Origin of the sequence: Mesonia oceanica (genome assembly GCF_902499555.1) — a bacterium.
In the GTDB taxonomy this organism is placed as follows: domain Bacteria; phylum Bacteroidota; class Bacteroidia; order Flavobacteriales; family Flavobacteriaceae; genus Mesonia; species Mesonia oceanica.
Window position 1 is genome coordinate 1 of record NZ_CABVMM010000004.1, and the last position, 12406, is coordinate 12406.

12 protein-coding genes and 2 pseudogenes are annotated in these 12406 nt (G+C 32.4%); 11 read left to right on the forward strand and 3 right to left on the reverse strand.

Features of this window, described 5'->3' with window-relative positions:
- Positions 1 to 235: 235 nt before the first annotated feature.
- Positions 236 to 1090 (forward strand): hypothetical protein, encoded by an 855-nt coding sequence (locus tag FVB9532_RS05460; RefSeq protein WP_150544202.1) that lies wholly within the window; start codon positions 236 to 238, stop codon positions 1088 to 1090.
- Positions 1091 to 1251: 161 nt separating this feature from the next.
- On the forward strand, positions 1252 to 2106 hold the full coding sequence (locus FVB9532_RS05465; RefSeq protein ID WP_228482257.1) for a hypothetical protein: 855 nt from the start codon (positions 1252 to 1254) through the stop codon (positions 2104 to 2106).
- 48 nt (positions 2107 to 2154) lie between these two features.
- Here FVB9532_RS05465 and FVB9532_RS19685 read toward each other — a convergent pair.
- Positions 2155 to 2298, reverse strand: a pseudogene (locus tag FVB9532_RS19685) (IS110 family transposase); the annotation flags it as partial.
- 313 nt (positions 2299 to 2611) lie between these two features.
- Between FVB9532_RS19685 and FVB9532_RS05475 the strand changes: the two are divergent.
- The 7 genes from FVB9532_RS05475 to FVB9532_RS05505 all read left to right on the forward strand — a co-directional run bounded on the left by FVB9532_RS05475 (position 2612) and on the right by FVB9532_RS05505 (position 8959).
- Positions 2612 to 3340 (forward strand): hypothetical protein, encoded by a 729-nt coding sequence (locus FVB9532_RS05475; RefSeq protein WP_150544203.1) that lies wholly within the window; start codon positions 2612 to 2614, stop codon positions 3338 to 3340.
- Between the two features lie 220 nt (positions 3341 to 3560).
- Positions 3561 to 3956 carry a hypothetical protein gene (locus tag FVB9532_RS05480; protein ID WP_150544204.1) on the forward strand — a complete coding sequence of 132 codons (396 nt, stop codon included), beginning with the start codon at positions 3561 to 3563 and terminating at the stop codon, positions 3954 to 3956.
- Positions 3940 to 4386 (forward strand): DUF4844 domain-containing protein, encoded by a 447-nt coding sequence (locus FVB9532_RS05485; protein ID WP_150544205.1) that lies wholly within the window; start codon positions 3940 to 3942, stop codon positions 4384 to 4386. Before FVB9532_RS05480 ends, FVB9532_RS05485 begins: the two co-directional genes overlap by 17 nt.
- A gap of 153 nt (positions 4387 to 4539) precedes the next feature.
- A complete protein-coding gene (locus tag FVB9532_RS05490) occupies positions 4540 to 4890 on the forward strand; it encodes a hypothetical protein (RefSeq protein WP_150544206.1) in 351 nt (116 codons plus the stop codon).
- Between the two features lie 345 nt (positions 4891 to 5235).
- Positions 5236 to 5847: an aspartyl/asparaginyl beta-hydroxylase domain-containing protein gene (locus tag FVB9532_RS05495; RefSeq protein ID WP_150544207.1), complete on the forward strand. Its 612-nt coding sequence runs from the start codon at positions 5236 to 5238 to the stop codon at positions 5845 to 5847.
- Between the two features lie 140 nt (positions 5848 to 5987).
- Positions 5988 to 6986, forward strand: a complete 999-nt coding sequence (locus FVB9532_RS05500; protein WP_150544208.1) for an SAM-dependent methyltransferase — start codon at positions 5988 to 5990, stop codon at positions 6984 to 6986.
- A gap of 470 nt (positions 6987 to 7456) precedes the next feature.
- Positions 7457 to 8959: a patatin-like phospholipase family protein gene (locus FVB9532_RS05505; protein WP_150544209.1), complete on the forward strand. Its 1503-nt coding sequence runs from the start codon at positions 7457 to 7459 to the stop codon at positions 8957 to 8959.
- Between the two features lie 136 nt (positions 8960 to 9095).
- On the opposite strand, the pseudogene FVB9532_RS05510 reads toward FVB9532_RS05505, so the two are convergent.
- A pseudogene (locus FVB9532_RS05510) lies at positions 9096 to 10068 on the reverse strand (IS110 family transposase).
- Between the two features lie 541 nt (positions 10069 to 10609).
- Between FVB9532_RS05510 and yidD the strand changes: the two are divergent.
- The gene (yidD, locus tag FVB9532_RS20035; protein WP_150544490.1) at positions 10610 to 10795 is read left to right on the forward strand and encodes a membrane protein insertion efficiency factor YidD; all 186 of its coding nucleotides are present in this window, start codon (positions 10610 to 10612) and stop codon (positions 10793 to 10795) included.
- 24 nt (positions 10796 to 10819) lie between these two features.
- Here the strand turns inward: yidD and FVB9532_RS05520 are convergent, their stop codons facing one another.
- Positions 10820 to 11137 carry a winged helix-turn-helix transcriptional regulator gene (locus FVB9532_RS05520; protein WP_150544210.1) on the reverse strand — a complete coding sequence of 106 codons (318 nt, stop codon included), beginning with the start codon at positions 11135 to 11137 and terminating at the stop codon, positions 10820 to 10822.
- A gap of 135 nt (positions 11138 to 11272) precedes the next feature.
- On the opposite strand from FVB9532_RS05520, the gene FVB9532_RS05525 reads away from it, so the two are divergent.
- On the forward strand, positions 11273 to 12274 hold the full coding sequence (locus FVB9532_RS05525) for a YhdH/YhfP family quinone oxidoreductase (protein WP_150544211.1): 1002 nt from the start codon (positions 11273 to 11275) through the stop codon (positions 12272 to 12274).
- The last annotated feature ends 132 nt before the right edge of the window (positions 12275 to 12406 follow it).

Below are 12406 nucleotides of genomic sequence, written 5' to 3' on the forward strand. Positions count from 1 at the left end.
CAGTGGGTACAGTTTTTATACCCGCCTGCCGAGCGGGCAGGTCTTATTGTTTTGGTGAACTTTAAAGATACTGGATCTGCTGCTTTTACATAGATGCTATAAACAATTGCTATTATAAGCTTATCCTGAAAATTCCACAGGAATTTTCAGCTTGTCGTGTACTTGCTAAAGTTCTTACCAACATACGCAACTATTCATATACTAGATCGTTAGCTATAATTTTAAACATATAAATTTGAAAAAAATTAAAAAACTCTTTCAATTCTTTGGAATTGTATTAGTTGCTATAGTAGTAATTTTTATTATTCCAGACATAATAAATGATGATTTATATGGAAGATTAATTGAAACCAAAGATTATTATGATAAAGAACAAAATGATAGTTTACCTACAGTAACTATTGTTTTAAAAGAATATATTGAAGAAAAAAATTCAATTGAATCATCCGTAATTATAAATTACTATCAATCTTATACATTTAGCTATTACAATAAGAAAAAATTGAAATTTAAAACATCTTTGACTGATAGGTTCAATTATGATCCTATGATTAGAAATTTTACTGCAATTGATAGTATTAATAGGTATAATTCAGGTTATCTTTATTCGAGTTTTGAATCAGAAAATTTTTTGATTCCAGCATCTACTTCTTTGTATGGATTTCCTAATGACGAAATCATCATTTACCCAAATATAACTCTAGAAGTAAACGAAAACTCAAGTCATTTTAAGTTTAAAATTCAAAAGAGAATTTCTGGAAGGATCTTAGAATTCACTGATGGTAATTCTAAAATGATAAAACTTTCAAGAACTCTCACAGAAAAAATGCTAGTTTATATTTCTTCTGCAATATTTCTAATATTGACTTTTATAATTACATATAGTTTAATTAGAAGAAAAAAAAGGTTAAATTCAGTTGAAGAACTTATAATGGTAGCAGGATATTTATTAGCTATTGCTGGATTTAGAGAAATTTTAGGAATTTCGAGACAGTTTGGGACTAGTTCATTAGAAATAATTGTAATCTTAGTACCACTAATAGTACTCACAATAGGAATCGGTTATTCGTATTTTAAAGGTAGAGACTAATAAAACTACAGCTAAAAACGTATATAAAAAATAACTAGGTTATTTCTAAACTGGAAATTTTGGTATATTTGGTAAGTCGCCAAATCTTTTGATTTGGCTTTTGAAAAGTAAAGATAAAATCAAAATGCAAAAGTTTTGGCTTGTTTTATGGCTGAAAAATAATGACTTGCATTAAAGAAATAGAAACATATATGGACAGTGGCACTTTAACTGCAATTGCGACAATCCTTCTTGTTTTGGTAGGTTTTGCTCAAATTCTCATTCTGAACTCTCAAAAACGACAGACTAGAATTGCTTTAATAGCCCAATATCGACAGCTTTGGACTAGATGCAAAGAATATTTTGGTAACGTGATATTTATAGGAAGAGAAACAGGAGAGTATTACCAAATTCACAATGAAACAAAACTAAAAGAGTTGGAAGAACTAGTCTCTAAACATAGACTTGATATGCCAACTACTTGGGCTCTTGAAAGTGTTCAGAACGTGTTCAACGTTTTAGATGAATTGACAACCCGAATTTTACAAGGACATTTAAAGGTTTCTGACACATACCCAATAGTTGGAACAGGATTTTTAAGGCACAGTCGCCCATTGAGACAATTATTGGATTCTGAATATCACTCTGTATACTTCTCTAGTCATTCCGACAAAAATCACAGACAGATTCATAAAGAAATGCAAAATTGGCTAATCTATCATGATGGACTTAGGAGAAGATGCCTAATTCTTATCGATATTTTTTGGGCTGAAGCTGTTAGACTTGAAGATTTACCACCTTCCGACATAAGAAGTGCTGCAGATGCAAAGAAAAAGACGGGAAAGCAAAATCGAAGGCGAATTTTTAGAGAAACAATTAGATTGAATGGACTTAAAAAGCTTTTTCTGGCAATGAAACTTTCACGGTTTCTAAAGAGAGCTGAATACAAGTCATTTTGGAACTTTAAAGGATTAAAGAGGTCTAGATTAGACAAAATGGAAAAAAATTGGACTAAAAGATTACTAAGAGAGAAGTAAAAAAGCGCCAAACAACAAAGTACTGTGGTAAAAAAAAGTAAATCTAGGTTAATTTTTCACTAAGGTACTTCTATAAGAATCATCATAAAAGAGTCCAGATTTTGCTATAGCAAAAGCCTGTTTTAATAACTTATTACACACGGCAATTAAGGCCAATTTTTTACTCTTTCCTTTGGCTAAAACAGAAACATAATTTTCATCGTAGGGCAATCCTGATTTTGCTATCGCAAAGTTTGTTTTTATTATTTTTGACAGCTGTTGAATATACGTATAATAAACGCTTACTATACTTTTTGTTTCGACATCGTTTCGCCAAACATCTCTTGTGAAATGGAGTAGATTTAAGATATCCTATAGCTTTTAGCCCATTAAATCATCGAAATTTATACCCATATAGCTAACCATTAATTAAAAAAATAAAAATCCTTATATTTAGATCATCGATACATAGTAAATAAACACCATGCGTTTATTCGCATGTTGCCAATAATTTGAAAAAAACTGAATGGATAGATTTTTATGCACGAATTGTGGCTTTATAAATATTGACAACTCAACTTGTATTTGCACTAATTGTAGTACAGAAATTGATACCAAATCATATTCTGAATTGATGACCTATGCAGGTAGGGCAAGTAAATATGGATACAAGTACAGAACTGAATATGAAAATCAAGTCGCTGAATTTGGAGAAGTAAGAACGCAATATTCATTACTTGACCCGACTACCTATTACGAATGGTTAGCTGCGGCGGCATTAAGCGGAATGGTAGGAACAGTTGCTTATGATTTAGTAAAATTTGTAGCTCAACAAATTTATAAACAGATTACTGCAAAAAACACAGTACTTACAGAAAGTGATAAAAGCATTTTAGATTTAATTTCTGATAATGATGAGCTAATAAAGTTTTCAAATTACATTAGACAATATTACAAGGGTAATGCTAAAATTCCCAAAAAAGCATTAAACGCAATCTTAAAAGAAGAACTTGTACATTCGCTTTTGGATAATCATAAAGGAGAATTCAATGAAACTATTAAGCAAATTAATATAGACGAAGACAAACCGTTAGACGTAAAAAAAGAATTTAGCCATTTACTGTTGCAAGCATCCAAAAGTGCGGGACGAAAAAGAAAAGAAAAACCCAAATTAGAAGAGCTCAAAAAATCTCTGAAAAAGTTAAAGAAAGAAATTAAAAAAACTCGGAAAGAAAAGAAGAAACGGAAAAAATAACTATTGCTAACAACGGCTATATGTAATACGGGATTAAGTGCTTAACCAAAAAGAAATTGCTAATTTGCAATGACCGCCAAAACTTTGTTTTGGCTTTTGAAATATTAAGATAAAAACCAGAAAACAAGGTTTTGGCTTTGTGCCCAACCGAATGGACATCGCCCATTTGCGCCCGCACTACTCATAGCCACGACCGTTACAAGCAATTTAAAGAACAACCTTGGAGATAAAAGCTACAGATATTTATGTTTCTAAATCGACTAAACAAATTGATGTTTTCAGAAGAAGTGATTTAAAATATTCTGGAATTCTAAAATCTTCAAGTTCTTTAGAAATTGGAAAAGTTGTTCATTCTGGACTTTATAACAAAGAATATGATGGAATAAAATGGAAAAACTCTGATAACTATAAAAAGGTTCGTGAAGAAGATTGGGAATATGTTGTTGTGGTAATTGAAATGGAAAATAAAACTTACGTTTCAACGCCTTATTGGAATTATGAAAGAGCACCAGAAATTTATATTAATGATACAACTGATTTTAAAGAAATTGGAAATGCTGTAATCAAAACATTTGAGTATTGTAAAAAAGTAATAAAAAATGATGAAGTTAATTAAAATATTATTTCTGTTTTTAACCTTATCTGCTTGCGGGCAAAATGCAACTGAAATGAAAACGCCTGAAAACGCGAATGAAAAATTTGAGGAATTTATTTCAAAGAAAAAGTTCGTTGAGGAAAATTATTATCCTGGAATCGCTGATGAAAAAATGCGACCAATTTTTACGGAGAAAATTAATAAAGCTGCATCTGACTTTAAAACTGTAGCAGAATCTGAAAATCCGACTGACAAAAAATATCAAGAAAAAATTAAAGTCGGACTTTCAAGGTTTGCGGACGTTTATATGGAATTGGACACCGAAGACCGAGAAAGAGTTTGCACATACTTTGAGGAATTAATGGACATTGTCGGACTGGAAAGCTCAAATGGACAACTTAATAAATTTATGTACGGTTTTGCCCCGAACGAAATAACAAATAAAAATTAAAAAAACTGTTGCCAACAAAAACTATAAGCAAGCGGGGTGACAGTAAAAAACGACACTATATAACTATCAACTAACTTTCGGCTCGGCTGCTCATAGTCAAACCGTTGTAAACAATGCCAGGACACCACTCTTGTAAGATTAAAGTGATATCGAATGAATAGAATAATTGCACTTTTACTGACAATTAGTTTTCTGACTATTAGTTGTAACGAAAGTTCGGATTCAAAATTTGAGTATAAAGAATGGCATAAATCACCTACTAGAAGTCCACTATCTTCCACTGTTTATCCTTTTGTGGAGTGGGAAAAAGCAATGGAAATAAAAATTGGATTGACTGAAAAAAATGCGGATTTTGATTTCCAATATTATCATCATCCAGTTAATGCAATTGTATTTACGAAGTCACCACAGAATGAAAACTATGAAATTGCACTAAAATTATCGGAAGATAAAAATGAAGTGACTGATATAAGTTTTCTGAAATTGGAATCAATAAATGAATAAAGCACAGTTTACAACATCAGTAACCGTTGCACAAATCTATAATCCTAAAAAAACAGGTATTTATACCCTATTTATAGTTTTAACAGGTATTTATATTTAAACCGTAGTTAAAAGTTGACTGCTTTTTATACGCTTGTTTAAAACCAGTCGTGATCATTAAAAACCTTTATTTATTATTTAACTTTGGATTAATGGAAATAAACGGAATTGATATTATTCATATCTTAGCAATAAGCTGATCCCATTTAATGACAAATGAATATCAATAACATTCGTTAAAATGTACGAAGTGCAAAATCTACAAAATACCTATTACTGATTATACTAATAGAACGAAATTAGCATATGGAAACAAAAAAACAATATAAAGATAGAATTCAATTACCCTTTACGTTCGATGTAGAAAAAATGCTTGTCGAAGCACACGCTTTAAAACAAGAGCATTACGAATATTATAAAGTCATTCCATTACGTGCACCAGCTCACACTGTAGACACCTCATTGCCTTCCCCTCCACCGGCAAGTGATTATGCAGATGGTTCTTGGACCGATTGGATGAACACACCCGCCCTGGAAAAATCTAATTACTTAAAGAGCATCATCGATAAATTTAGTGAATACACCAAGGTTAATTTGGTTCGGCTATTGTTTTTAGCACCAAATTCGGTTGTTGCGGAGCATAAGGATCCTACGTTAGGGTTAGAAGAAGAAAAATCAATGATTCGACTTACCATTCCCATCGACAATAATGATGACGTAGCATTTTTTCTGAATGATAGCTTAGTTCCCATGAAAGTTGGAGAATGCTGGTACTTGCGTTTAACCGATGCCCATCGTGTTGTTAATAAAGGAACCACCGATCGCATCAATCTAACCATAGATATTATACCCAATGATAAAATCATCGAAATCATCAATAAGGCTGTTAAGAACCTTGAATATAGTTCATTCAAATAGCTCTAAATAAAAATGAGTTAACCGTATGCACTAAAATAAGATTCAAAAAGTTGAATTTGATAAGCTAACTTAAGCTATACAAACTCGTATTAAAAATTTATGAATAACACTTCGTACTCTATAAAATCTACCTATAAAGAATGATTGAAGAAAAAAAAATAAATGATATTCGAAAGTTAACCTCTTCCCTATTAAAAGATTCAATTAGTCAAGTTGATGCTGAAAAAAGTATAAATGAAATTCATGCTCACTTCCAACAAATTACTCAAATTACCGGTTATGACTTCCAAATTGAGCATATGGCTGCTATTTCTACGGCCAAGGGAAAGGCATTAGGATTAAACTTTGCGGCACAATGTTTATTGGACTATAAAAGAACGGTTAAATTTTTAAAGGCAATTGTTTCAGCCATCCTAGAAAAGCAAAAAAAGCAGCCTGGAAAATTGATTAAAATATTTTATGCTGGTTGTGGTCCCTACGCTCCATTTATAACTTTAGTAGCCCCATTATTTCAGCCAGATGAAGTGCAGTTTTCATTACTGGAAATTAATAAAAACTCCGTAGCCTCTGCCAAAAAACTAATTGATTCATTAAAATTACCCAACTACATCCAAGACTTCTATACAGCCGATGCAGTAACCTTTAAAGTTCCTAATTCTAACTCATTCGACATCCTTATTAGCGAAACGCTAGATGCATTATTGTACAGAGAGTGCTATGTCCCTATTTTATTTAATTTGCTCCCACAATTCAACAAAGACATCGTATTGATACCAGAAAATGTTATAATCAATTTATCTTTTTTACCAAACGCTAAGAAGCAATCAGCTCATCAAGAATATGAAATTGGAAGTATTTTAAATGTACGTGAAGCCCTTGCTGACTATTCCATTTCAGACCTTATTCCGTCCAAATTACCCGATAAAAAAATTGATTTGACATCGCTAGATATGAATAGTTACCAACGACTTTTGTTGGACACTAAAGTTCATATTCACGGTGATATTTGGTTGGATAGAAATGAATCATCCTTAACAATTCCCCTTGAATCTTTATTAGCACAACCTTTTCAAAATAGTTCTATTATATTCACCTACTATATAGAACCAGAAATAGAACTTAAATGTAGATTTGAATAATTAAAATTTAATATAAACGGAGAGTTTATTAAGTAGGGTTTTAATGGATATATGAACTAAAAACGAATATGTTTATTAAATATACTGTAAAATAAGCTTCCTTGTAAAGCTACTTCTTCATCAGTATATAAAATAGTCGGCATCGGCTATTACGCTTCTCCTTCCTTTCGTAAGCATCTTTCAGAGACTTAGAATTTATAAATAATACCATATTATAAACTAAAACACATATAAACCATTAAAAAACAGGTGTTTATACGCTATTTATAGTAATGATAAATACTTATTTTTAAGGTGTAGTTAAAATTTGACTGCTTTTATTTATGATGAAACTGTAGATAAACGCTATTGCGTTTATTCGCATGTTGTACCCAATACTAAAAAAAATCAGTCATTAAATAAAAATACCTGTTAATTGGTATTTGTACAGGAGCTATGAATTAATATTTTCCCAGCTAAAACTAACCGTTATGAAAAATCTATTAAGAAAGCATCTACTAAATTTTGGTTTAATCATATTTATTTTAATATCATCCTGTAAATCTAAAAAAGGGATAATTTATTCTGACAACAGATACACACCTATTCCTAAAGTAGAAACATATCATTATAAATCACCGCAACTAAGACAGAACCAAAATAAAGAAAAAGCTATTGGTTTAGCTATTTCTGGCGGAGGTTCGAGAGCTCAATATTTTGGGCTTGGAGTACTAATTGGATTAGATGATATAGAGGTAAATGAAAATTCATTTCTAAATGAAGTTGATTATTTTTCCACAGTTTCAGGAGGTGGTTTTGGAACTGGTTATTATATGAGTCTTCTACACAACAATGTTTTAGATAATTACAATTCACTCTTCGATTTTTGGAAATCCAATGATAGAAAAAAAGTTCTTCAAGAATTTCTTTTTAAAGATGCAAAACCCTTATCTATTCTTAAACTCAAAAAGTATGAAAAAAATAGAATTAGAACACCTTATCCAGACCTTATAGATTATGAATTATTGCAGTTTGGGAAAACTTATAATGGTAAAAAAATTGAACGATTGTTTCTACATCATTTTTTTATTCCAAAATCTTCAAATAAGAACGTGAAATTACCAATGTTTGTAACAAACGGTACTATTTATAATAACGGAGAAAGGTTGCCATTTATGCCACATATAATCGACTCTATTGGAATATCAGGTTCTCTTTTACCAATTGAAGATTTTGAAATTGATAATGGGTATGGTTTGCCATTGAATTATGCAATTACAGGGAGCGCAGCTTTTCCAGGGGTTTTGCCAATGCTAAAAATGAGATTGAAAAACAAACCTGATAGAGTAGTGAGAATTATTGATGGCGGTGCGGTTGACAATTTGGGATTTACAACTTTATTTGAATTGCTCGATAGCGATGATTTAGAAAGTAAAAATAAAAGTATGCTAATTGTTGATTGCGGAGGATTGGGAACTGAAATGAGAGAGCAAAATACTGATAGGGTAAAACTTCCTGCATTACTGACTAAAACACTTTTGTATTCGGTAGATATTAAATTATTATATTCTAATAGCGACATAGAAATACTATCAAGCTATTATGATATAAACCGTAGTAATGTAAAGAGGATTGGAATTAGCACGATAAAAGAGAAATACTTAAATCTCGAGGAAAATATAGATGAAAGTACTCGTAAAGTGATGAATAAATTAAAAAATGATATTATTGATGGAGAGATGGACTGGGAAGATTTACATAGAGATTTAGCAAACAGTCCTTCATTTAGGGACTATAATGAGCATAATTTATCAGAATTACCAATGGAAAGATTTTCTGAGTTTTCCACTAAAGATATTTTCGAAATTTTCGAATTATCATCACAAGTAATAACAAAAATCAAAATATATCCGTGGGAAAAAGAAATTTTGATTCTTGCGGGAAGATATGTGGTATATCTTGAAAAAAACGATATTACTCATCTCGCTAAATAGAGTAATAAGTACTGGGTACAACAAAGAACTGAGGTAAAAACCAACTTTTTTCTACATTAAATTTGAGACATAAATGATCCATGCTAAAACCTGGATCATCAGATCTTAACTGTTTCATTTTTTGCTTTTTCTTGAGCTATCCTTTTGCTAAAACAGACGCATAGTTTTCATCGTAGGGTAAACCTGATTTAGCTATAGCAAAGGCCTGCTTTAACAGCTTATTGGTTACTGCGATCAAAGCCAGCTTTTTGCTCTTACCCTTAGCTACAATACGCTGGTAAATCTCTCTACAGCCTTTGTTGTATTTACACGCATTGAACGCACATAAAAACAACAGGTTACAGAGCTTTTTGTTACCTACTTTGCTGATCCTGCTTCTGCCCCTAATACTACTGCCTGATTCCCGTATCGTTGGGGTAATCCCTACGTAACTACACAACTGGGAAGCTTTCTCAAACTTAGTAAAACACATCGGTTATCACCACTAAAAACGAGGCCTTCTTGATCCCTATGCCAGGTATACTGGTTAATAAAGTTAATTGCGGTTGCTGATCTTGTTTTACAAGTTCCAGTAGACGATCTTCAATACCTTTCACCTCTTTGTTTAAATGTTTAAGGTCACGCTTTAAAGAACCATAAACATACTTGGACGGAATGCCAAGAACTTCTTCTCCATGGAGCTTGTTCTTTGTAGCCGTGCGCTTCTTCAGGTAACTATCCAGAAGTCGAAAAAGCTGAAGGCATTCTACCTGTACATCAGTAAGAGCATTGTACAGGGGCACTTCGTTGGACAACCCATAATTACAAATAGCCTTAGCATCGCTCTTATCTGTCTTTACTTTTGATAATTTCATCTGAATAAAACGCTTGACTGACAAGGGATTTACTACCGAGACAGCAATACCATTCTTGTAAAGAAACTGTGCAAGTCGATAGTGGTAATAGCCGGTGGCTTCCATAACTACCAAAGAATCTGAAGCTAATGTTTTGGCAAATAATTTAAATCCCTGCTCATCATTCTTGAATTGAGAATGACCACATTCACTACCATAAACATCAAAGACATCCTTGCTGATATCAACTCCAAAAGTTTCTTTATATTTATCCATAAGAACTGATTTTATGAAAGAGCATACTACCTTGATCACAACAACTTGAAAACGAGGTCTGACCTCACACCCGCCTGCCGGACGGGCAGGGAACTGACCGTGTTTGGGATAGTAAAGAGAGGGGATTATCAATGTTGACGAAGTCACAAGCTTCACCGTATAACATAACCTTAATCCTCTCTTTGTTCTTTCTGATTTATAATCTAAATTTAATGAGAATCAAACTTAAGTTGTATAAAAATAATAGCGGTTTAATCGCTAAAACGAAAATGAATTTTATCAATCAAACGTCAGTAACCAACGGAAAAGTAGGTGCTTAAAATCCGCTACTATTTTTATACGTTACCGTTTCACAACATTTGACCAAAAATTGAACAAAACAGAAAAAATAGAAATAGGGAGCAACTCGTTTGAGATTAGTGCTAATGAAAAAGACGCTATAATCATACAAAGGTATTTTTTAAAACACACTAAGCTTGATTTAGAAATCCAAAATTTACCTATTCCCCAAAAACCAATTTGGCTGAATTTGACTGTAAAAATGTTGAGGTTTTACCAAAATAACATCTCTGAAAAACTAGGTAATAGATGTGTTTTCGACCCAAGTTGTTCTCGATATTCAGAATGGGCTTTTCGAGAAAAAGGTTTTTTTAAAGGAATGAAATTAACAATAAATAGACTTAAACGTTGCCGACCAAAAAATGGAGGAATTGATAAACTGAATTAACTATCAAATAATAAATTAAGCTTGTCACTCCTCAATAGACTTTTCAAAAAGGATTCCTCCTTTATACATTCCTTTGAGGGCAGGGTGAATTTCTTTACCAAGCTCAGTTAAGCTGTACTCCACACGTGGAGGCACTTCAGGAAAAACCTTTCGGTTCACTACTCCATCTGCTTCTAATTCCTTTAGTTGTTTAGTCAGCATTCGTTCACTAATATCGGTTAAAAGCCTAACCAACTCACTATATCTTTTATCTCCCTGAAAAAGGTGTAAAATAATAGTCCCCTTTCGTTTTCCTTTAACAACATTTATAAATGTATCTATTGGACAATAACTTTTTTTCATTTTTTTTCTTCTCTCAAAGTCTTGAAAATACTAAAATCAGTAATAAATGTTCGTATCCCAACCATTTGTAAGCGCTAGGCAGACCAAATATTTATGCTGACCTTTACAAAAATAAGCAAATTTAAAAGACTAAAGATGGTACAACATAGTTCAACATTTAAAGCATTTCGAATTGAAGAGATTGATGGTCATTTTCAAGGCTCAATTAAAGAAATGGAATTAGGTACATTAAGCAACAACGAGGTTTTAGTAAAAGTGCACTACAGCTCATTAAATTATAAAGATGCATTATCGGCTTCGGGAAATAAAGGAGTAACTAGAAATTATCCGCACACACCAGGAATTGATGCCGTTGGAACAATAGAAAAATCAAACAGTGATTTATTTACTATTGGAGAAAAAGTAATTGTAACCAGTTACGATTTGGGTATGAATACAGATGGAGGCTTTGCAGAGTATGTTCAAGTTCCAGCAGAATGGGCGGTAAAATTGCCTAAAAAAATGACGATGAAGGAAGCTATGATCTATGGTACTGCGGGATTAACAGCCGGAATGTCTGTCTTAAGACTTACGGAACTGATAGCGCCAAATCGTGGTAAAATAGCAGTTTCGGGTGCCACCGGTGGAGTTGGTGCATTGAGTGTTTCTATATTAAGCAAATTGGGATATTCAGTAGTTGCCATAACCGGCAAAGAAACAGAACGAGACTATTTAATTAGTCTTGGAGCTGAGGAAGTGTTATTGCGTAGCGAAATTGAAAATTTTAATAAAAAACCCTTGCTAAAACCTTTGTTTGCAGGCGCTATTGATACTGTTGGAGGTGTAATCCTTGAAAACATAATTAAGTCTACCAATTCAATAGGTGTTGTGACGTGTTGTGGAAACGTTGCATCTCCAAAAATTGACTTGACCGTTTTTCCTTTTATCTTGAGAGGTGTTACACTCATTGGAATAGATTCTCAAAACTACCCCATGGAATACAGAAAAATAGTGTGGAATAAGTTAGCTCAGGAATGGAAACCCAAGCAATTGGAAGATACTTGCAATGAAATTAAACTTGAGGATGTAATGCAAAAAATTGAATTAATGCTAAAGGGAAAATTAAAAAGAAGAACCGTTTTGAATTTAAATGAATAAACATCACCATGGTAAAGCTTGCACACGCTACTTATCCCCTATTTCGATTTAAATAAACCGCTTTAAGTTAGTATAGGTAACTCCCCTACTCTGCGTTATAAATAGCCTAAACTAGAAAAGATTTTTTTATAT